The sequence below is a fragment of the Plantactinospora solaniradicis genome (assembly GCF_042658085.1).
GTDB classification, from domain to species: Bacteria; Actinomycetota; Actinomycetes; order Mycobacteriales; family Micromonosporaceae; genus Plantactinospora; species Plantactinospora solaniradicis.
On sequence record NZ_JBHSPR010000008.1, the window covers coordinates 229,957 to 250,817 of the forward strand.

Consider the following 20,861-nt stretch of genomic DNA (forward strand, 5'->3'; position numbering starts at 1 on the left):
GCCGGGTGTGACCGGGCCGCAAGACCTGGTGCGCCTGGTCGGCGGGGCATCGGCGGCACCGTCGGGCGTACGGCGGTTCGAGGCTCCGTACACCGATCTGGATCCGGTGGACCGGTTGGCCGCCGGTCCGGTCGAACCCCGAATGCCGCCGGGCGTCGCCGTCCGAGGGCTGCGGGCGCTGCCCCACGAATCACTGCTCGCGCTCGCCGCGGCGGTCACGGCGGAGGACGCCGCGTCGCCGACCGACGTGCCGTTGCCCGCTGTGCCGCCGAGCGCCGCGCCGGTCTTCGCCGCCGGTATCGGTCCGGTCGCGGTGCTCTGGGCCAGTTCGAGTGCCGGGCTGGCCGAGTACGCCACCATCTGCGTCGAGGCCGCCGTGCTGGACCCGGGCCTGAGCAGCCCGATCATCGGTCCCGCGTCGGCGTTCAACGGACCGGCGGCGACGGTGTCCATCCGGCTCGGACTCGACGGACCCAACGAGACGCTCACCGGCGGTACGACGGCCGGGCTGACCGCCGTGATCGAGGCGGGCCGGTTCGTGGCCGACGGCGCGGCGGCGCGGGCCCTGGTCGGCGCCTCGGCGACGGTGAGCCGGTGGAGCCTGGCCGGGCTGGCCGAGGACTTCGTCGCGGCCGAGGGCGCCGGGTGCCTCGCGGTGCAGCCGTGGCACGACGGCGATCCCGGCGTCCGCCTCGGGCGGTTCCACCGGGTGGGCCTGGACCGGTCCCGCCTGGTGGCCGAAGGCCGCGACCTGGTCCGCACGGCGCTCCCGACCAGCGGCACCGGGGACGCAGCGCCCGGCACCGGGGCGGTCGCCGGCGAGGCGGCGGTCGGGCCGGGTCCGATGATCGTCTCGGCGCTCGACGTCGACCTGGTCGAGGCGCTGGCCGAGGAACATCCCGGGCCGGTGTGGCACCTGGAACGGTCGCTCGGCGACTTCGGCGCTGCCGGCGGCTTCATGGCGGTGGCCTGTGCCGTCGCATACTGCGCCAGCGCGTCGGCGCCGACGAGCATGCTCGCGCTGGCGATCGAACCGTCCGGAAACGCAGCCATCATGGAGGTCTTCACATGGGGAGCGCCAACCTCGTCGAGCGTCTGGTAGGGCGGCAACTCGCGCTCGGCCGGGGTGAGCGGGTCGCGTACCTGGACCCGGGCGGCAAGCTCGGCTACGCGGAGCTGTACCGCGCGGTGCGGTGGTATTCGGCGCGGCTGGCCGAGGCCGGGATCCGACCCGGAGCCCGTGGACTGATCGTCGCCGACGACGCCATCCCGACCGTGGTCGCGATCCTGGCGCTGTGGTGGCGGGGCGCGGTCGCGGTTCCGGTGAGCCCGCTGTTGACCGAGGCGGAACTCGCGTTCATCGCCGAGGACTGTCGGGCCGGCTTCCTGCACACCGACGAGCGCGGCGGGGAGCTGGCGACCCGGGCGGGCCTCGCCGGGCTGCCCCGGGGCGACGCGGCCTGGGCGGAGGGCGGCGCCCCACCGGCACCGCCGCCGGCCAGCCAAGATCCGTCCGACGTGCTGTTGGTCCAGTACACCTCGGGCAGCACCGGCAAGCCGAAGGGCGTACTGCACACCGAGTCCGGAGTCGAGGCCGTGCTGGCGGGCTTCGGCCGGGTCCTCGACCTCCGGCCCGAGGACACCGTGCTGTCCACCGCCAAGCTCTCCTTCGGGTACGGCTTCGGCAACTCGCTGCTCTTCCCGCTCGCCACCGGGGCGGGGGTGATCCTGGGCCAGGGCCCACCGGACGTCTACCGGATCACCGCGCTGATCGCCCGACACCGGCCGAGCGTGCTCTGCGCCGTGCCCCGGATCTACGCCGCGCTACTCGACCGGGCCCGTGCGGCGGCCCCGGCGACCGCCGCCGCGACGGTCACGGCGGACCAGGTGGACGGGGCGGGCCCTCCCGACCTCGGCTCGGTGCGCCTCGCCGTCTCGGCCGGCGAGCACCTGCCCGGGTCGCTCTGTGCCGACTTCACCCGTACCTTCGGGGTGCCACTGGTCAACGGCCTCGGCGCGACCGAGGTGCTGCACATCGTGGTGGCCACCCGGGGCAGCCAACCCGGGTCGACCGGGACCGCCGTGCCCGGCATGACGGTCACCGTCCGGGACGACGCCGGCCATCTCCTGCCGGTCGGGTCGGAGGGCCGGCTGCACGTGGCGGGCCCGTCCGTCGCGGCCGGGTACCTGGACCGTCCCGAGTCGCAGGCCCGCACCTTCGCCGACGGCGGTGCGTACACCGGCGACATCGTCGCGCAGCAGCCGGACGGGGAACTCCGGTACCTGTGCCGGCACGACGACCTGATCAACATCGGCGGGTACAAGGTGTCACCCCTCGACGTCGAGGCGGCGGTACGGGACCTGACCGGGCTGGCCCAGTGTGTGGTTGTCGGGTCGCGGGACCAGAACGGACTTGAGCAGGCGGTCGCCTATCTCGTACCGGCTCCCGGCGCCGATCCGGTCGCGCTGCGCCGAGCCGCCCGGGCGGCCTTCCGGGCCGGGTTGCCGCCGTTCAAGCGGCCCGCCGTCGTCGAGGTCGTCGAGCACCTGCCGACCACCTCCACCGGCAAGCTCGCCCGGTACAAACTCCGGGCCGTGGGTGCGGCGCCGGCGGTGGTCCGGATGCGGGTGCTGCGCGATGGCCCGGGACGGACCCTGGTCTGCATCCCGTACGCGGGTGGCTCGTCCGGGGCGTTCACCCGGTTGGCCCGGCACCTGCCCGGCTCCTGGCGAGTGGTGGCGGGCGAGGCGACCTACCGGGACGGCGTCACCATCGCCGACGCGGCCCAGGCCTGGTGGCAGGCGGGTACGCCGTACCTGTCCGACGGGGCGGTGCTGTTCGGACACAGCCTGGGCGCGGTGCTGGCAGCCGCGGTCGCCGACGCGGCCGGGGACGGGCTGGCCGGGACGCAGGTCGTACTCTCCGCCCCGCCGTTGCTGCCCGGAGCGGAGCGCCCGGCACTGGTCTCCGACGACGACGAGACGCTGCTGGCCGGGTTGCGCAGCACCGGTCTGCTGCCCAGCAGCGCGCTGACCTCGGAGGAGATCACCCGGCTGCTGCTGCCCCGGTTCCGTCGGGACATCGCGCTCGCGCCGAACGGCTTCGAGGGCGTACGGACCCGGGCCGTGCACGTCCTGCTCGGCACCGACGACGGCCTCTGTACCCGGGAGGCGCTCGCCGCCCGGATCCCCGTCGACCGGATAGCCAGCCTGCACCTGATCACCGGCGACCACTACTTCGTCTCCACCAATCCGGTGCAGACCGCCGAGGTGCTCGCCGGGATGTTCCAGGACTGACGCGGCCCCGGCCGGGTGGTGTGGCAGGCCCGGTTCGTCGTTCAACGGGATGATCGTCCGTCCGTACGACGAGACGGGTCTGGCCGTCCACGGCGGGTCCGCCGGCGGCGAAACGGGGCGATCGCGAAGTACCGCGATCCGCCCCGTTCGAGTTACCGAATCAGCAGGCATGCCTCAGTAGGCTGGCGAAAGTGACCAGGCTCCGACAACAGTCATTCACTGGCACATCTGCCGCTCAGGTGATGACCAGACGACCGCAATGGTTGCGCTGGTATCCACCATGGATCTGCCGAAGACGAAGTCACTGCATTGGAGAGTTCGCGTAGGCCCGAAACAGGCGGCCGCGTAACCGTTGCTCAAAGGCGTGTAGTTGCAGTTATTGGTATTCTCGACCGTGAGGGAACCGTTCACGTAAAGATCGGAATATCCACCCTCAATAGTTATTGTATTGCCACTCGTATTGCGGATGGCGGTAACGGCCTGAGTAAGGCGACCTCGCACCACCACGCAGACCTCGGCGGCCACCCCAGGGGCAAGGTTGTTACGCGCCTCGCAGAACCAGTCGGCGGACTTTGTGTAGGGATGCCAACCGCCATCAGCCCAGGCTGCCGAGGGGTAAACGGTCAGACCCGCGATCGTGGCGAGCATCGCGAGTAACAGGCCAGCTAGAGTCTTGACTACGTTTCCGGCACGCCCGTGAACGCTGTTGGCCACATTTCCTCCAGGCTGCTTGAGCCAGGCCTCCTGAACGGAGACCCTGTCAACGGATGACCTTGCAACGAGTGTTCACGAGCTGTCGCTTAGTGTCAATGCATAACAGTTAATCAAGCTCGATCGCTGGTGTAGTGCCGCCTCACATGCCGATCACTATTAGTGGTTTCGCCCATTCGACGGGATCGGACGGAACGCACCGGACCCGGGGCCTTCGACGGCGCCACCGGGTCCGGTGCGGCGTCAGTCGATGTCCTCCCGGACCCGGGCGACCAGTTGGGTCGGATTGACGAACCGCAACGCGATGACCAGGAGCACCAACATCATCGTGGTGTACATGACCGCCATCGCGTCGATGGACTGCTGGGCCCGGATGCCGGCCGCCGACATCGAGTAGTACAGCGCCACGACCAGGGTCTGCGAGTCCGGCCCCGCCGTGAGGAAGGTCAACTCGAACATCCCGACCGTACGGACCAGGACCAGGATCGAGGCGGCCAGGATCCCCGGCGTCAGCAGTGGAGCGAGGATCCGGACGAAGATCTGCCGGGTGCCGGCCCCACACATCCGGGCCGCCCGCTCCAATGCCGGATCGATCTGCTCGATGAACGGCGTCATGGTGAGGATGACGAACGGCACCGACGGCACCAGGTTCGCCAGCACCACCCCGGAGAGGTGCCCGGCGAAGCCGTACTTGTAGAGCACCGTGGCCAGCGGGATGCCGTAGGTGATCGGCGGCATCAGGATCGGCAGCAGGAACAGCAGGTAGAGCAGCCGCCGGCCGGGGAACGAGTAGCGGGCCAGCACCCACGCCGCCGGCACCCCGATCAGCACCGAGATGCCGACCACCAGCAGCGACACCTCCAGGGTCACCACCAGCACCTGGAACAGCCCGAACTCCTGCCAGGACTGGCCGTACCACTTGGTGGTGAACTCCTGCGGGAACCAGGTGTCGTACCACCGGTTGCCGAAGGAACTGACCAGCACCGAACCGATCACGCCGGCCAGGTTGACGAAGAAGAACGCCACCACGCCCCAGATCAACCAGGCCGCCGGCCGGGCCACCAGGCGTCGGCGGGTACGCGCCGGAGCCGAACCGGTCGACGCCATCAGCCCTTCCCTCCCGCAGTCGAGCCGGTGTACAACAGCGTCCGCCAGCCGAGCACGGCGGCGATCACCAGCAGTTCGACCAGGCCCATCAGCACCGCGATGGTGGCCGCCATCGGATAGTCGTACTGCACGTACGCCGCGTCGTACGCCGCGATCGAGATCACCCGGGTGGTGCCGGCCGGGTCACCGACGAGTATGGCCGACGGGAAGACGCTGAACGCCAGCACGAAGGTGAGGCAGAACGTGGTGGCCAGGCCGGGCGCCAGCAGCGGCAGGGTGATCCAGCGGAACCGGTGCCACCAGTTCGCCCCGAGGGTGGCGGCGGCCTTCTCCAGCGTCGGATCGATTCCCGACAGGTACGACAGCACCAGCAGGAACGCGAACGGGAACCCGGTGATGACGATGGAGAAGAACACCCCCCAGTAGTTGTTGGTGAGCCGGACCGGATCGTCGGTCAGGCCGACCGCCAGCAGGGTCCGGTTGAACCATCCGGTGGGGCCGAGGAAGTTGAGCAGCCCCTGCGCGGTCAGCACCGTGCCGAGGGTGATCGGCACCACCAGCACCGTGGTGAGCAGCCGCTTGCCCCGGAACCGCCCCCGCAGCCGGAGCGCGATCGGCACCGAGGCCGCCACGTTGAGCAGGGCGGCCGGCAGCGACAGCTTGAGCGTCGTCCAGATGGTGTCCCGCAGGTACGGGTCGGAGAAGAACTCCTGGTACGCGGCGAACGGGCCGCCCTCGGTCGGCTGGAACGACAACCCGACGCCGTACCCGAACGGGTAGATGAAGAGCACCAGGATGAAGATCGCGGCCGGGAACAGCAGCAGGAGTTGCCAGTCGACGCCGCGCTCGGCCAACCGGTGCCGCAGCGCCACCCGCGCCCCGGCTCTCGACCGCCCCTTCGACGGATCGTCGTCGGTCGGGTCGCCGGTGCGGGGTGGCGTCGCCGTGGCACTCACCGGGAACTCCCGGTCGCGGGTTCGTCCGCCGGTTCGCCGGCGGGGCGGTCGTCCCCGTCGGTGGGTTCGTCCGCCGACCCGATGGCCGGTCCCGGCGATACCGTGTCGACGGGCTCGTCCAGCAGGCCGGCGTCGGCCTCGTCCGTCGCGAAGACCAGCAGTCGGACGGGATCCACCGCGATCCCGATCCGTTCACCGAGGGCCGGACGCGACTGGGTACGCAGGTTGAACTGGACCCCCTCGGCGGTGCGGGCCTCGACCGCCACCTCGCGGCCCTGGTACTCGACCACCTCGACGACGGCCGGCACGCCCTCCTCCGGACCGGTGATCCGGAGATCCTCGGGGCGTACCCCGGCGATCACCTCGGCCCCGGCACGTACCGGCCCGACGGGGGTGCCGACGAGCCGCAGCCCATGACCGGTCACCACCACCTCCGCCGGCCCGGTACGTTCGTCGGCGCGTAACCGCAGCAGGTTGCGGTACCCCATGAAGTCGGCGACGTGCCAGTTCGCCGGTCGGGTGTGCAACTCCTCCGGCGTGCCGATCTGCTGCACCCGGCCGGCGCGGAGCACCACCAGGCGGTCCGCCAGGGAGAGTGCCTCCTCCTGGTCGTGGGTGACGTACACCGTGGTCAGCCCCAGCGACTGGTGCAGCCGCCGGATTTCGGTACGCATTTCCAGCCGCAACTTGGCGTCCAGATTGGACAGCGGCTCGTCCATCAGCACCAGCGAGGGTTCCAGCACCACCGCGCGGGCGATGGCGACCCGCTGCTGCTGACCTCCGGAGAGCTGTCCGGGCAGCTTGCCCGCGTGTTCCTCCAGCCGCACCAGCCGGACGGCCTCCTCGGTCCGGCGCCGGATCTCGGCCCGGGGCAGCCGACGCATCTGTAGACCGAAGGCGATGTTGCGGCGTACCGACATGTGGGGGAACAGCGCGTAGTTCTGGAACACCATGCCGAAACCGCGCCGCTCCGCCGGCACCGTGTCGAGCCGGGTGTCGTCGGACCAGATGCTGCCCCGGGTCAGCGGAAGCAGGCCGGCGAGGCAGTTCAACGCGGTGGACTTGCCGCAACCCGACGGTCCGAGCAGGGCGATGAACTCCCCGCTGCGGACCGTCAGGTCCAGGTCGGTCAGTGCGTCGTGGCCGGCGAAACTCCTCGTCACGCCGTCGAGCCGTAGTTGTGCGAAGCTCACTTGCTCACCTTCGCGCCGCCGATCTCGCGGTCCCACTTGCTGAACGCCTCGACCAGCGCCTTGGCGTCGAGTGGCACCTCGAGCGGGTTGCTGGCGATGAGTTGCTCGTACTCGGGGCGGCCGAACTTCTCGATCGCCTGGCGGCTGGCCTCCGGTGCCATCGACAGCGGCACGTCCTTGATCGCCGGCCCGGGGTAGAAGTAGCCCTGGTCGTACGCCTTGGCCTGCTGCTCCGGGGTCAGCATGTGGTTCAGCAAGGCCAGGACGGCGGCCTGCTTGTCCGTCGACACTCCCTTGGGGACGACCGCGTAGTGCGCGTCGGTGACCCAGTGGAAGCCCTCCAGCGTGCCGACCTTCGCCTCCTCGGGCACCGTGCCGAGCACCCGTGGGTTGATGTCCCAGCCGGTGGTGCTGACAATGATCTTCGCGGACCCGTTGGCCAGGTTCTTCATCGTCTCACCGGTACCGGACGGGTAGAGCGTGACGTACTTGTTCAGCTCGGCGAGGTACGCCCAGGTCTTGGCCCAGCCGTTCACCGGGTCCTTAGGGTCCGTGTCGCCCAGCAGGTACGGCAGGCCCATCAGGAAGGTCCGGCCGGGTCCGGAGTTGGACGGCCGGGCGTACTGCACCGCGCCCGGGTTGGCCTTGGCGTAGTCGAGCAGTGCCTGGGCACTGGTCGGCGGGTCCGGCACCTTCGACGGCAGGTACTCGATCAGTGGGCCGGACGGGTAGTAGGTGACCGTCACGCCGTGGTCGCCGGCCAGCTTCTGCATCGCCGCCGCGCCGGGCAGGTAGTTCGCCATCCCGGGCAGCCGGGCGGCGTGGGTGGGCAGCAGCGGGGTCCACAGATTCTGTTCGATGCCGGCCGCGAGTCCGTCCACACCGGTCAGCACCAGGTCGATCTCGACCCGGTTGGCGTCCTGCTGGGCCTTGACCTTCCCGACCAGTTCCGGCGAGGGCGACTTCGAGTACGTCACCCTCGACACCGTGTCGGAGTTCTTCGACACGAAGTCGTCGATCATGGCCTGGGTGAGTTGCAGGTTGCCCGCGACGTCGAGGATGTTCAGCACGACCGGCGAGCCGGGCTTGTCGGGAACCGCGCCTCCGCTCGGCCCGGGTTGGGCGGTCTCGGGGGCACCGCAGGCGGCGACCAGGCTCAGTGCGGTCAGGGCCGTGGCGGCGAACAGTCGGCGTTGGCTTCGGCGCATGGCATTTCCCTTCTCTCCGTGGTGCTGGTCCATGATGTCTCTCTATGCGGGGACGGTCCGCGCCGGCCCCCGGAAGGGCTGGCGCGGACCGCACCGGTAGGAGGTTCTCGGGTTGTCAGTGACCGATTCGGCTGCTCTCCGGCGGTCCCAGGTAGCTGGGCCGCAGCCCGCCGGTGTCGACGACGAGCTGCTGCACCACCACGGTCGGGTCGACCATCCAGAACTTCAGCGTGTGTACGCCCGGCCGGTCGACGGTGTGGACGGTGGTCGTGACGTTGACGTTGTTGGACGTGTTCCGCTCCCACTGCCGGTTCATCGTCGTGTCGTTCGCGCCGGTGCTGGTGGTGACGTTGACGATCTGCGGAGCTGCGCCGTCGATCGAGACCGCGTACCTGAGCCCGTCGGTCGGCAGCACGTTGTTCCGGGGGGACAGGTACGCCGACACTCTCACCGGACCGGTCGTGGTCAGGGTCATCTCGTACTCCAGGCGCGGGGTGTTGCCGCCCGGCGTACGACTGGCCGCAGTGACCGGGAACGGCGTCAGGCCGTCACCGGTCCGACCGAGGTCGGGGATCCGCTTCCAGTACACCCCGCCGGTGTTCACCGCCCGGGTGTAGTGCTCGGCCGGAATCGAGACGTAGCCGTTCGCCTCGACGTGGCCCTTCGGCCGCAGCCCCTGCGGGTTGTCCACCAACGCCTGCACCACGACGCTGGCGCCGTTCGGCCCGGTGACCGTGATCGGCACCGTGGTGCTGCCCTTCGGCGCGTGCCGCCAGTCGACCCGGACGCCGATCCGGACCTGGTCGTCGACCCGGCCACCGCGTCGGTCGAGCTTCAGCCACGGCGCGTCGGCCCTGACGGTGTAGTCGAACGGGACCGTGCCCCGGTTGAACACCTCGATGTACTGCCCCGGTTGGCTCTGGTACGGGCTGAACGTCGGCAGCACCGCCGGTCCGGTCTCGGCGGGCCACCACTTGTCGGAGCCGTCGATCGCGACACCCAGTTCGGCCGTTGCCGGCACCTCGATCCGCCTGAGGTGCGGGTAGAAGGCGTCGGGCAGGGCCTGGTAGTTCAGTTCCGGCTGTTGCCAGGGCGCGTTCGGGCCGTACCGGGCGATGTCGCCGTACCCGATCTTGGGTTGGGTCTGGAATCCCTTCCACTTCCCGCCGGCCAGGGTGTTGTTGTAGTAGTCGGACATCGCCTGGTCCTCGGCGAACCGCGCCTCGGCCTCCTCGGCCATCGCGTTGGTGGCGGCCCGGCCCTGCGCGGCGTAGAGCAGGTTGGTGAACTGTGCCTCCCGTAGGGCGTAGAGGTTCGCCGACGCCTTCACCTGGTAGTAGACGAGCTGGTAGTAGGCGTCGTCGTAGCCGTCCGGGAGCCGGCCCCGGACCTGCTCGGCCCGCGCGGCGAGCTGCCGCCATTCCTGTACGACCCGGCGCATCTCCTGGTAGTCGGTCAGGCTGTACGGGTTGCCCTGGTCGTCGTAGACCACCGCCGAGGAGTCGGTCGCGGGATCCTTGGCCGGGTCCAGCGTGATCTTCCGGTTCAGCAGTTCCGGCTTGCGTCGGGCCTGGAGCTGGCCGTACTCGTGCAGGATCTCGCCGATCTCCCCGGCGTACCGGTCCGGGAAGTTCTGCGCCGCGTACGCCTCCTGCCACTCGTCGAGCTTCTCGATCGGGATGCTCGTCGGGTCCCAGGCGTAGTCGAGGAAGAGCTGGAGCGGCAGCTCCTCGTTCTTCATGTCGCCGACGTTGACCACCCAGAGCTTGTCGACCCCGTACGTGTACGTCAGGTTCAACTGCTCCCAGGTGCTGGCCAGGTTGATCGTGTCGACCCACTTGTAGTTCCGGCCGCCACCGACGTAGTCGAAGTGGTAGTACATCCCGTACCCGCCGGCACGGGCCGGCAGGCTCTGGTCCGGCAGCTTGCGCATGTTGCCCCAGTTGTCGTCACAGAACACCACCGTGACGTCCTCCGGCGGACGCATGCCCCGGTCCCAGTAGCGCTGGACCTCCTTGTAGAGCGTGAAGACCTGCGGGATGTCCGGCAGCTCGCGGTCGCTCACCTCGTCGAGGATCTGGCGCTGGCTGGCGATGATGCTCTCCATCAGCTCGATGCCGTCCCCGTCGGGCAGGCTGACGTCGCCGTTGCCGCGCATGCCGAGGGTGACCACGCCCTCGAAGTCCTGCTCCTCCATCCGCTCGATGCCGTCCCGCCAGTACCCCTTGAGTGCCTCGGAGTTACGCCGGAAGCTCCACTCGCCGGTGCCGCCGTACGGATCGGTGCCGCCCCGGGCGTGCCGGTTCCACTCCTCGATGCCGCGCATCATCGGCGCCTCGTGCGAGGTGCCCATCACCACGCCGTACTCCTTGGCGGTGGCGTGGTTGGCCGGGTCGTCCTCGGCGAAGGCCCGGCCCCAGACGGCTGGCCAGAGGTAGTTCGCCTTCAGCCGCAGCATGGTCTCGAAGACCTTGGCGAAGAAGTGCCGGTTGAAGCCGCCCTCGTAGCCCGGCGCGAGCCCCGGTCCGAAGAAGTTCGGTGCCCAGGTGCCCAGGGCCGGGTTCTCGTCGTTGATGAAGAAGCCGCGGTACTGCACCGCCGGCGTGCCCTGGGTGTGCCGGCCGGGCAGTACGTGCAGCGCGTCACTCGACCGCGCGGGTACGTCGTCCCACCAGTACCAGGGGGAGACACCGGCCTGTTTGGACACCTCGTACGCACCGTAGATGGTGCCCCGCTGGTCGCTGCCGGCGATCACGAAGGCGCGACGGACGCCGGGCAGCGGATTCTGGACGATCTGCTGTAGCGTGGTCTCCCACTTGCCGGCGATTCCGGCGACGTTGAGCTTGCGGTTGGCGATGAGTTGGTCGATCAGCGGGCTCTTGCCGATGGTGCCGACGAGCACGACCTCACCGTGCCGGGGCACCTGGTCCACCGAGACCGCCGGGCGTACCTCGGTGATCCGCTCGATGTCGGCCTGAAGGTCGTTGACCACCCGGACCACGCCGGGATGGTCGTTCGCGCTCACCACCAGCGTCGCGGCCCGGCCGTGCTCGACCAGGGGCAGGCTGCCCGGCTGGGACCGGGACGAGATGAAACCGGCGGGATCGGACTTGTCGGCGTGTCCGCCGGACGCTCCGGCCGAGGACGCGGCCAGGGCGGGCGCCGCCGTGATGGCGACCGTCAGCGACAGCAGGACCCGCCAGAGTTTGGAGCCGGCGGGTCCGCTGTGGAGGGAAGCCGGCAGGCCGGCAGGGATTGACCTTCGCATCGCGCGCTCCGGGCCTGAAAGGAGGTGGGGGAAGGTGCGGCGTGAAACTTATCGGAAGTGTTCCGGAAAGGAAATCTAAACACATCGCGAGATGAGGTCAAGGCCAACTTCGATGCATGGTGTGTCCATAGCAGCACGGATTGCGATGACCAGCCCCGATTTCGTGCCGGGGAATCTGTTCGGCCCCCGTCGCATTCGCCAGCGGACTCGTTGATTCCTGAAACCTTGCGGGCGAATTCCCGAAAGTCTTTCACGGCGGTCGCCGGCGACCCCCGAGTCGCGATCTGGACCCAGTCAGGATGGTGTGACGCGTACGGGTTCCCTGACGGGGTAGGTGATGCCGGTCAGCCGTTCGGACTCCTGCCACAGGCGGCGTTGTGCCCCGGTGTCGTGGGATCGGACGGACGACTGGACCCGGGCGGGGTATCCGGTGAACTGAGCCCGGCCCGGCGGGCCGTAATAGTCGCCGCCGCGCACGTCCGGATCGACCGCGGCGCGTACCGCGGGCAGGGCACCCCTCTGCGGGCTCTGCATCAGCCACCAGGTGAGCATCCGGAACTGTGGACGCATCAGAACTCTGACCAGCAGGGACATCTCGCGCCCGAACTCGGTCCGCGCGTTGCCGGGATGGGCGGCCGCCGCGATGGTCGACGCGCCGGCTGCGGCCAGTCGCCGCTGCAGTTCGTAGGTGAACATGAGGTTGGCCAGCTTGGATTGGAAGTACGCGTGCTGGTACCGGTACCCGCGCGCGAAGTGCAGGTCATCGAAGTCGACGGTGCCCCGCCGGTGCCCGATGCTGCTGACCGTGATGATCCGCGACCCGGGTACGGCCAGCAGTTGGTCCAGGACCAGCCCGGTGAACGCGAACGGGCCGAGGTGGTTGGTCGCGAAGGTCGACTCGAAGCCGTCCTCGGTGACCGCGTACCGGGGCCTGATCCCGCCGGCGTTGTTGATGAGCAGATCCAGGCGTGGGTGATCGGCCCGGAGTTGTTCGGCGGCGTGCCGGATCGAGGCCAGCGATGCCAGGTCGAGTTGCAGCGTGTGTACGGTCGCGTCCGGCGCCGACGTGGCGATGCGAGCCGCGGCCTCGGCCGCCTTGCCGGGGTTGCGGCAGGCCAGGATGACGGTGGCGCCGTGCTCGGCGAGCAGCTTGGCCGTCTGGAATCCCAGCCCGGTGTTCGCGCCGGTGATCAGGGCTGTGCGTCCTCGTTGGTCGGGTATGTCGGCAGACGTCCAGCGCCGCATGGTGCTCGTTGCCATCTGATGTCTCCGATCCGGAGAGGTAGAATCGGGACAGCCGTCCCGGTTCTTGAAAGATACGGGATGGCCGTCCCGTTTGTCGACCCGTGATGGGAGGCGCGACCCCGCGATGGCGAACAAGCCCGCCGCGTCGGATACCAGCAGCCACAGGCCGGGCAGGGCACTGCGCGCCGACGCACAGCGCAACCGGGCCCGGGTGCTCCAGGTGGCGGCCGAGGTCTTCGCGACCGAGGGACTGTCCGTGCCGGTACACGAGATCGCCCGCCGCGCAGGCGTGGGCACCGGCACCGTCAGCCGGCACTTTCCCACCAAGGAGGAGCTGTTCGCGGCGATTCTCCTCGACCGCATGCAGCAGCTCACCGGCCAGGCAGAGGCGCTCGCCGACACCCACGACGCGGCGACGGCGTTCTTCACCTTCTTCGCAACGCTGGTCCGCGAGGGTGCGGCCAACCGGGGGCTGGCGGAAGCCCTGGCCGGCGCCGGCTACGACCTGGAGACCGCCGCTACCCAGGCCGGCCACGACGTGTCGGGCCAGCTGCGCACCATGCTCGCCCGTGCACAGCAGGCCGGAGCGGTACGGGCCGACATCACGTACCCGGACGTGAAAGCCCTGATGGCCGGCTGCCTCTCCCGCGACGTCGACGACCCCCACGGCGCCGCCCTGAGCCGGCTCGTGACGGTGGTGTGCGAGGGGCTCCGGGCCCGACCGAGCTGACCGGGACGGGAGGCGGGTGCCAGCGGCCAGCAGGGCGGGCTATCCGGCGAGGGCGGACATCCACCCCTCGACATCGTCGGCGGTCCGGGGCAGCGCGGCGGACAGGTTCCGACTGCCGTCCTCGGTGATCAGAAGGTCTTCCTCGATCCGCATCCCGAGTCCCCGCAACTCGGCCGGGACGAGTTCGTCGTTGGGCTGGAAGTACAACCCCGGCTCGACCGTGAGCACCATGCCGGCCTGCAACTCGCCCTCGACGTAGCGGGCGGTGGTGGCCCGGCCGCAGTCGTGCACGTCCAACCCGAGCATGTGCCCCGAGCCGCAGAGCGTCCAGCGGCGGTAGAGCTGGCGCTCCGGATCCAGCGCCTCCTCCACCGAGCAGCGCAGCAGCCCGAGGTCGACCAGTCCGGCGGCGAAGACCGCCATCGCCGCCCAGTGGTAGTCCCGGAACATCGCACCCGGCCGAAGCTGCCCGATCGCCGCGTCGTTGGCCCGCCGGACCAGTTCGTAGACGTCCCGTTGCAGCGGGCTGAACCGGCCGTCCACCGGCAACACCCGGGTGATGTCGGCGGTGTACCGGGACCCCACCTCGACCCCGGCGTCCAGCAGCAGCAACTCGCCGGGACGCACCGGACCGGTGTTGCGGTTCCAGTGCAGGATCGCCGCGCGGGCTCCGGACGCGACGATCGGCTGGTAGCCGACCTCCTCGCCGTCGGTCCGGGCCCGTCGCGAGAAGGTGCCCTCCAGCCATCGTTCGCCACCACCGGCGAGAGCCTCCGGAATCGCCCGCACCACGTCCTCGAAGCCTCGCACCGTGACGTCGACGGCGTGCTGGAGCTGCCCGACCTCCCACTCGTCCTTGATCAGCCGCAGGTCGGCCAGCGCCACCGCGAGGTCGACGTCGGCGATCGGGTCGGTACGCGGCACCAGGGCGTCCACGCCCGCGTCGACCGTACGCAGCAGCCGGGCCCGACCGGCCGCGTCGAGCGCCCCGGGCAACTCGGCGAGCGGGCGGCAACGGACCTGCAACGCCTCGCCCAGGGCGGCCAGGTCGGCGCGGGGACCGTTCCAGACGATGCCCGCGGCGCGATCGGTCCAGTATGGAGCCGTGCCGGGCCGGGGCGGCTCGTCCGAGTAGAGCGTGGCGTCGCCGGCAGGATCCAGCACCAGCACCCCGCCCCGGTCCCCGTCGCCGGTCAGCCAGGTGTAGTCCGAGCCGGGCCGGAACCGGAAGTACTGGTCGTTGCTGCGTACCGGTGGCGCACCGGCGGGCACGACGAGATGCTCGCCGGGAAACATGCCGGTCAGCCGGGCGCGGCGCTTGGCCGCCCAGCTCGCGACCTCGGGATCCACCCGCACCGGGGCCTGGACCGGGGCCCAGCCGTCGAGCATGAACTCCGCGAGGGCCGGCGGCACCGGCAGGTCGTGGCTACTGGTGGCAGGGGCGTTGTCGGACATCCGAAACCTCTCACCGCCGGGTCGGCAATCCCGGACGGAGAATCACACCATCGCTGCCAACCGGTTCGCCCCGCAAGGTCGCGTCGCCAGGTATCGACAGGAGTACGCTGTGGCCCGGCGCGCTTCCGGCAGCTGTCCGAAGACCCGGAGTCCATCGACGTGCCCTGGGGATCCGTCAGGACCTGGTCCTGGGTACCACCAGCCCGGACTCGTACGCGGTGACCACCGCCTGGGTACGGTCGCGCAGCCGCAGCTTGCCGAGCACCCGACTGACATGGGTCTTCACCGTCTCCTCGCTGATCACCAGGCGATCGGCGATCTCCGTGTTGGAGAGCCCCTCGGCGATCAGCCGGAGCACCGAGGTCTCCCGTGGGGTCAGCGCGTCGAGCAGCGTTGCCCGTTGCGGTGGCCGGGGGCGCATCCGGGCGAACTCGCCGATGAGCCGTCGCGTCACCGCCGGGGCGAGCAGCGCGTCCCCGGCGGCCACCACCCGTACGGCGTCGAAGAGGCGTTCGGCGGTCACCTCCTTGAGCAGGAAGCCGCTGGCCCCGGCGCAGAGCGCGTCGTAGACGTACTCGTCGAGGTCGAAGGTGGTGAGCATGATGATCCGGGGTCGTCCGCCGTCCGTCCCGGCGTCCTCGTCGACGGGCCCGGTCGGGTTCGGGGCTCCGGCGATCAGCCGGGTCGCCTCGATGCCGTCCATCACCGGCATCCGCACGTCCATCAGCACCACGTCCGGTTGTCGGCTCCGGCAGAGCCGGACCGCCTCGGCGCCGTCCGCCGCGCTGCCCACCACGGCGAAGTCCGGCTGGGTGGCGAGCAGGGCGCCGAAGCCGGCCCGGACCACCTCCTGGTCGTCCACCACCAGCAGCCGTACCCGGCCCGGTCCGCCCACGTCCGTCGTCGCCGAGCCGGTCGTACCCGCGCCTGGCTCGATCATCCGGTCTCCTCCGGTAGCGGTAGGGTCGCCCGGACCAGGAACCCGCTGACCGGTGCCGGGCCGGCGGTGAGGGTGCCGCCGACCATCGCGACGCGCTCGCGCATGCCGACCAGCCCGTGCCCGGCCGCACCGACGGCGGCCTGACCCGGACCGTTGTCGCGGACGCTCAGGCACAGCGTGTCGGCGGTGTAGTGCAGCGCGACGTCGACGGCGGCACCCGGCGCGTGCCGCCGTACGTTGGTCAGTGCCTCCTGCACGATCCGGTACGCGGTCAGCTCGATCCCCGGGTCCAGCGATCTGACGTGGCCCCGGACGATGAGCCGGGCGGCGACGCCGGCCGAGGCGCGGGCCTCGTCGAGCAGTTCGTTGAGCTGGTGCAGGCTCGGCTGTGGACGGCGGGTCGGCACGCCCTCGGTGTCGGACCGGAGCACTCCCAGCAGCCGGCGCATCTCGGTCAGCGCGGCGCGTGCCGTCTCCGCGATGGCGACCAGCCGTTTCGCCCCCTCGGTCGGCATTCCCGGGGTGGTGAGGCGCGCGGTCTCCGCCTGCACCGCGATCATCGAGATGTGGTGGGCGACCACGTCGTGCAGCTCGCGGGCGATCCGGGCCCGCTCGCCCCGCGCCACGTGCTCGAGCAGGGTGTCCTCCAGGGCCTGGCGGGAGACGGCCCGCTCGGCGGCCGCCCGGCGTAGCCGGCGGGCGATACCGGTGCCCAGCGCCGTCGTGGTGGCGGCGGCGAGCAGCACGGCGGAGAGCCGGCCGGCGCCGGGGGAGGGGTCGGGTCCGCTGCCGGCCGTGCCGGACAGCCACAGCGGGCCGAGCAGGGCGTACCCGACGAACGGCAGCACCATCGGCGCGGCGACCCACGGCGAGTGCCGCCGGCCGACCAGGTACAGCACCGCGAGCTGGGCGACCAGGCCGGCGCCGGTGAGCCGGGGCAGGGTGGCCAGGGTCAGCGAGGTCGCCACCGTCATCGTCACGGCCGCGATCAGCAGGTGGGTGCGGGCGACGGCCAGCGGCACGGTCGCGCAGAGGGCGAGCAGCAGCGCGATGGAGACCCTCGGCCCCGAGTCGGTCACCCGCAGCGCCACCTCGACCATCGCGAGCAGCCCGAGCAGCAGGCCGGCGGTCGTCGGCCACTCCGGTGCGCCGGTCATCCGCCGGCCGACGGTGACCGCCCGTTCGATCAGTACGCTCGGCTGGCTCACGTAGGCCATTGTCGCCGGACCCGATGGTGCGGGCGTCATCCCTGGTCCGGCGTTCGCCCGTCCCCCGGAGGAGGGATGGGCCCGGGGACGATCACCCGTGCCGGTGCCGGTGAAGACTGCTCCGTCGCGTGACGACCACGGGGTCGCCGGCTCCGTAGCCTCGCGGCATGGAAGCAACCATCGAGGCCCGGGGCCTTCGCAAGCGGTACGGGTCGACCCTCGCCGTGGACGATCTGTCGTTCACCGTCGCGGCCGGACAGGTCACCGGCTTTGTCGGGCCCAACGGCGCCGGCAAGTCCACCACGATGCGCATGATCCTCGGACTGGACGCCCCCGACGGCGGTACCGCGCTGGTCGGCGGGCGCCCCTACCACTCGCTGCGTACGCCGCTGCGTGAGGTCGGTGCGCTGCTCGACGCGGGGGCCGTGCACCCGGGTCGGCGGGCCCGTGACCATCTGCTCTGGATGGCGCACTCGAACGGCCTGCCGAGGCGTCGGGTCGACGAGGTGATCGAGCAGGTCGGCATGGGTCCGGCGGCGCGGCGCCGGGCCGGTGGGTTCTCGCTGGGCATGCGGCAGCGGCTCGGTATCGCCGCCGCGCTGCTCGGCGATCCACCGGTCCTCCTCTTCGACGAGCCGGTCAACGGGCTCGACCCCGAGGGCATCCGGTGGATCCGTGGACTGCTGCGGTCACTGGCCGCGCAGGGGCGGGCCGTACTGGTCTCCAGCCACCTGATGACCGAACTGGAGGGCAGCGCCGACCATCTGGTGGTGATCGGCCGAGGACGGTTGATCGCCGACACCAGCGTCGCGGCGCTGCTCGCCACCGCGTCGGGCGACCGGGTCGCGCTGCGTACCACGAAGCGGGCCGAGGCGATGGCGGCACTCGCCAACGCCGGTGCCACGGTCGCGGCGATCGACGCCGAGACGGTCACGGTCTCCGGGCTGCCCGCACAACGGGTCGTCGCGCTGCTCACCGAGCGCGGGCTGCCCTTTTCGGAGGTCGTCGCGCACCGGGCCTCGCTGGAGGAGGCGTACATGGAACTCACCCGGGACGCCGCCGAGTTCCACACCACCGTCGGCCAGGAGGCCTGAATGACCACCACGACGACACCGTCCGGGGCCGGCTTCGCCGGGTTGCTGCGGGCGGAGTGGACCAAGCTGCGCTCGGTGCGCCGGTGGGCGCTGACCATGCTGGCGGCGGTCGGCCTGACCGTCCTGATCTCGCTGCTCAGCGCGGCGAACAGCAGTTTCTCGATCGGCGGGGGGTCGGCGCCGCCGATCGGCCCGGACGGGGGACAGGTGCAGGACACCTTCCGGTTCGTGCACCAGCCGATGACCGGAAACGGCGAGGTGACCGCCCGGGTACTGGCGCAGTCCGGCGTGGAGGGTGCCGCCCCCGGCTGGGCCAAGGCCGGCGTCATGATCAAAGACGGTACCCGCCCCGGCGCCCGGTACGCCGCGATGCTGCTCACCCCCGGTCACGGCGTACGGTGGCAGACCAACTTCGTCGTCGACCGGGCCGGTAGTGCCGGCGGCACACCGGTCTGGCTGCGGCTGACCCGTACCGGCGGCACCGTCACCGGGTACGAGTCGACCGATGGCGCGAACTGGCACCAGGTCGGCAGTGCGGAACTCACCGGGCTGCCGGAGACGGCCGAGGTCGGGATCTTCGTCGCCTCGCCGAACTCCACCCGGGTCGAGCGTCAGTTCAACGGCACCTCGGTCAGTGCCACTCCGAGCTGGAGCACGGCCAGGTTCGACAACGTGGGCGTACGCCCGTCCGGGGCACCCTCGGCGGCGGGTTGGCGCGACGAGGAGATCGGCGTGACCGGCCGGGGCGGGCCGAACGCCGCCGACGGGCGTACCGCGCCGGACGCACCGGACTCGCCCGGTGGACCGGAACTGCCGGACGCCGCCCTGGTCAGCGGGGTTCCCGACAGCACCGGAGCCAGCACGGTGACCGGGACCGGCGACGTCGCACCACGCGCCGCGGACGAGGACCTGACCCGGATGAGCCTCGGCGGAGTACTGATCGGGCTCATGCCGATCGTCGCGCTGGGCGCGCTCTTCATCACCGCCGAGTACCGCCGGGGCATGATCCGGACGACCTTCGCGGCGAGCCCCCGGCGGGGCCGGGTACTGGCGGCGAAGTCCCTGGTGCTCGGGGCCGCGACGTTCGGCGTCGGGCTCGTCGCCTGCGTCACCGCGTTCCTGGCCAGCCAGCCGGGCCAACGAGCCAGCGGATTCAAGCCACCGCTGTTCCCGACCCCGTCGCTGCTGGACTGGCCGGTGTCGCGGGCGGTCGTCGGCACCGCGGTGGTACTGGCCCTGGTCGCCGTGTTCAGCCTGGCGGTGGGCACGATCCTGCGGCGCAGCGCCGCCGCGATCACCGCGGTCATCGTGTTGATCGTCCTACCGCAGATGGTCGCCGGCGCGCTGCCGCTGACCGCCGCGGAGTGGCTGATGCGGTTGACGCCGGCGGCCGGCCTGTCGATCCAGCAGACCACACCCCGGTACGAGCACGTCGCCACGGTCTGCCTGCCGGAGTCCGGCTGTTTCGTCGACGGGCCATGGGTCGGGGTGGGCGTGCTCTGCGGCTACGTCGCGGTGGCCGTCGCCGGTGCGTACTGGCTGCTCCGACGGCGGGACGCGTGAGCGGCCGAAGCGGTCGGACGTCGGAAGCGAGCGTAGTGGGGGAGACGTCGTGACCGTGCACGCGGAATGGACGAAACTGCGCACGTTGCCGAGCACCACCTGGCTGGGCCTGGCGGTGGTCGTCGCCACCGTGGCGTTCAGCGCGCTCGCCACGGCGGCGGTGGACACGTCCGCGTGCCCCACCCCGACCGAGTGTTTCGAGGACACCACCCGGCTGAGTCTCTGGGGAGTCCGGATCGCCCAGGTGGCGGTCGCGGTGCTGGCCGTGCTCGCGGTGACCAACGAGTACGGCAACGGCCTGATCCAGACGACGCTCGCCGCGAACCCGCGCCGGTGGGCCGTACTGGCCGGTAAGGCGGGGGTGGTCACGGCGCTGGTGCTGGCCGCCGCCGTACCCGGAGTGCTCGGTTCGCTGCTCGCCGGCCGGCTCATCCTGCCCGGCAACGGCTTCACCCCGGCGAACGGGTATCCGCCGTTGTCCCTGGCCGACGAGCCGACCCTGCGGGCGGCCGTGGGTACGGTGCTGTACCTCGGACTGGTCGCGTTGCTCGCGATCGGCGTCGGGACGGCCGTCCGGGACACCGCCGGATCGATGATCGTGGTGCTCACCCTGCTGTTCAGCTTCCCGGTGGTCACCCAGCTCGTCAGCGACCCGAAATGGCAGGAGCGGCTGGGCAAGGTGGCTCCGATGACCTCGGGGCTGGCCGTCCAGGCCACCACGGCGCTGGAGCGGCAGCCGATCGGACCGTGGGCCGGGCTCGGTGTCCTGGCCGGCTGGGCCGGTGCGGCGCTGCTCGCCGGCGCGCTGCTGTTCCGGTTTCGCGACGCCTGAACCGGCGTACCCGGGCCGGGACGGGGGTCGACGTCGTCGCCACAGCGACCCGGC

16 protein-coding genes are annotated in these 20,861 nt (G+C 71.0%); 6 read left to right on the top strand and 10 right to left on the bottom strand.

Annotation, left to right across the window (positions count from 1 at the left end):
* The first annotated feature begins 7 nt into the window (after nucleotides 1–7).
* A complete protein-coding gene (locus tag ACFP2T_RS10895; protein WP_377420344.1) occupies nucleotides 8–1,102 on the top strand; it encodes a beta-ketoacyl synthase N-terminal-like domain-containing protein in 1,095 nt (364 codons plus the stop codon).
* Nucleotides 1,069–3,297 carry an AMP-binding protein gene (locus ACFP2T_RS10900; protein ID WP_377420345.1) on the top strand — a complete coding sequence of 743 codons (2,229 nt, stop codon included), beginning with the start codon at nucleotides 1,069–1,071 and terminating at the stop codon, nucleotides 3,295–3,297. Before ACFP2T_RS10895 ends, ACFP2T_RS10900 begins: the two co-directional genes overlap by 34 nt.
* A gap of 216 nt (nucleotides 3,298–3,513) precedes the next feature.
* On the opposite strand, the gene ACFP2T_RS10905 is transcribed toward ACFP2T_RS10900, so the two are convergent.
* From ACFP2T_RS10905 to ACFP2T_RS10935, 7 genes are all read right to left on the bottom strand, one after another.
* On the bottom strand, nucleotides 3,514–3,945 hold the full coding sequence (locus ACFP2T_RS10905; protein WP_377420347.1) for a hypothetical protein: 432 nt from the start codon (nucleotides 3,943–3,945) through the stop codon (nucleotides 3,514–3,516).
* A 306-nt stretch (nucleotides 3,946–4,251) separates the two neighbouring features.
* Entirely contained in the window at nucleotides 4,252–5,115 is an 864-nt protein-coding gene (locus ACFP2T_RS10910) for an ABC transporter permease (protein WP_377420349.1), read from the bottom strand.
* A complete protein-coding gene (locus ACFP2T_RS10915; RefSeq protein WP_377420351.1) occupies nucleotides 5,115–6,071 on the bottom strand; it encodes an ABC transporter permease in 957 nt (318 codons plus the stop codon). Before ACFP2T_RS10915 ends, ACFP2T_RS10910 begins: the two co-directional genes overlap by 1 nt.
* Nucleotides 6,068–7,264 (bottom strand): ABC transporter ATP-binding protein, encoded by a 1,197-nt coding sequence (locus ACFP2T_RS10920; protein WP_377420353.1) that lies wholly within the window; start codon nucleotides 7,262–7,264, stop codon nucleotides 6,068–6,070. Before ACFP2T_RS10920 ends, ACFP2T_RS10915 begins: the two co-directional genes overlap by 4 nt.
* Complete coding sequence (locus ACFP2T_RS10925) at nucleotides 7,261–8,472, bottom strand: extracellular solute-binding protein (RefSeq protein ID WP_377420355.1); 1,212 nt, start codon at nucleotides 8,470–8,472, stop codon at nucleotides 7,261–7,263. Before ACFP2T_RS10925 ends, ACFP2T_RS10920 begins: the two co-directional genes overlap by 4 nt.
* Before the next feature lie 115 nt (nucleotides 8,473–8,587).
* Nucleotides 8,588–11,740 carry a glycosyl hydrolase 115 family protein gene (locus ACFP2T_RS10930; RefSeq protein ID WP_377420357.1) on the bottom strand — a complete coding sequence of 1,051 codons (3,153 nt, stop codon included), beginning with the start codon at nucleotides 11,738–11,740 and terminating at the stop codon, nucleotides 8,588–8,590.
* 294 nt (nucleotides 11,741–12,034) lie between these two features.
* On the bottom strand, nucleotides 12,035–13,000 hold the full coding sequence (locus ACFP2T_RS10935; protein WP_377420359.1) for an oxidoreductase: 966 nt from the start codon (nucleotides 12,998–13,000) through the stop codon (nucleotides 12,035–12,037).
* Between the two features lie 109 nt (nucleotides 13,001–13,109).
* Between ACFP2T_RS10935 and ACFP2T_RS10940 the strand changes: the two genes are divergently transcribed.
* Nucleotides 13,110–13,715 (top strand): TetR/AcrR family transcriptional regulator, encoded by a 606-nt coding sequence (locus ACFP2T_RS10940; RefSeq protein WP_377420361.1) that lies wholly within the window; start codon nucleotides 13,110–13,112, stop codon nucleotides 13,713–13,715.
* 39 nt (nucleotides 13,716–13,754) lie between these two features.
* Here ACFP2T_RS10940 and ACFP2T_RS10945 read toward each other — a convergent pair whose 3' ends face one another.
* The 3 genes from ACFP2T_RS10945 to ACFP2T_RS10955 all read right to left on the bottom strand — a co-directional run bounded on the left by ACFP2T_RS10945 (nucleotide 13,755) and on the right by ACFP2T_RS10955 (nucleotide 17,318).
* A complete protein-coding gene (locus ACFP2T_RS10945; RefSeq protein ID WP_377420363.1) occupies nucleotides 13,755–15,170 on the bottom strand; it encodes an aminopeptidase P family protein in 1,416 nt (471 codons plus the stop codon).
* 175 nt (nucleotides 15,171–15,345) lie between these two features.
* Complete coding sequence (locus ACFP2T_RS10950; protein ID WP_377420365.1) at nucleotides 15,346–16,110, bottom strand: response regulator; 765 nt, start codon at nucleotides 16,108–16,110, stop codon at nucleotides 15,346–15,348.
* Nucleotides 16,107–17,318 carry a sensor histidine kinase gene (locus ACFP2T_RS10955; protein WP_377420367.1) on the bottom strand — a complete coding sequence of 404 codons (1,212 nt, stop codon included), beginning with the start codon at nucleotides 17,316–17,318 and terminating at the stop codon, nucleotides 16,107–16,109. The genes ACFP2T_RS10950 and ACFP2T_RS10955 overlap by 4 nt, the downstream gene beginning before the upstream one ends.
* Nucleotides 17,319–17,485: 167 nt before the next feature.
* Between ACFP2T_RS10955 and ACFP2T_RS10960 the strand changes: the two genes are divergently transcribed.
* Genes ACFP2T_RS10960 through ACFP2T_RS10970 form a run of 3 tightly spaced genes read left to right on the top strand, consistent with a single transcriptional unit; the run spans nucleotide 17,486 to nucleotide 20,807 of the window.
* Complete coding sequence (locus ACFP2T_RS10960) at nucleotides 17,486–18,412, top strand: ABC transporter ATP-binding protein (protein WP_377420369.1); 927 nt, start codon at nucleotides 17,486–17,488, stop codon at nucleotides 18,410–18,412.
* Nucleotides 18,413–19,975, top strand: a complete 1,563-nt coding sequence (locus ACFP2T_RS10965) for a DUF1349 domain-containing protein (RefSeq protein WP_377420371.1) — start codon at nucleotides 18,413–18,415, stop codon at nucleotides 19,973–19,975.
* 49 nt (nucleotides 19,976–20,024) lie between these two features.
* The gene (locus ACFP2T_RS10970) at nucleotides 20,025–20,807 is read left to right on the top strand and encodes an ABC transporter permease (RefSeq protein WP_377420373.1); all 783 of its coding nucleotides are present in this window, start codon (nucleotides 20,025–20,027) and stop codon (nucleotides 20,805–20,807) included.
* Nucleotides 20,808–20,861: the final 54 nt, after the last annotated feature.